The 351-nt window shown below is 67.5% G+C and carries 1 pseudogene; it reads left to right on the top strand.

The annotated features are described in order from the left end of the window. Positions 1 to 317: pseudogene (locus tag EN850_RS36905) on the top strand (tonB-system energizer ExbB); the annotation flags it as partial. Between the last annotated feature and the right edge of the window lie 34 nt (positions 318 to 351).

Here is a 351-nt window from a genome sequence, read left to right on the forward strand (position 1 = left end):
GGGGCATGTACCTGGCCGCCGACGTAGTGGTGAAGTCGGTGATGATCGCGCTGGCCCTGGCCTCGCTGGCGACCTGGACCGTGCTGCTGGCCAAGGGCTGGGAACTGGCCCGCGCCGAGCCTGCCCGGCGAGCGCGCCGCATCTTCATGGTGGCCGCACCGCTGGCCCGTGCCGGTTTCGTTCTTCCTGCGTGGCCGCTGACCGCCGTCGGGGTCGGATCCCTTTCCGCAGGAAATGGCTCTGACCCCGTCAAGCCTGCCATCCACGCATCGCGTGGACCTACAACAACGGCACCAGCAGCAGCGCCACGATGTTGATGATCTTTATCAGCGGATTGATCGCCGGGCCGGC

It is taken from the genome of Mesorhizobium sp. M8A.F.Ca.ET.207.01.1.1, assembly GCF_004794715.1.
In the GTDB taxonomy this organism is placed as follows: domain Bacteria; phylum Pseudomonadota; class Alphaproteobacteria; order Rhizobiales; family Rhizobiaceae; genus Mesorhizobium.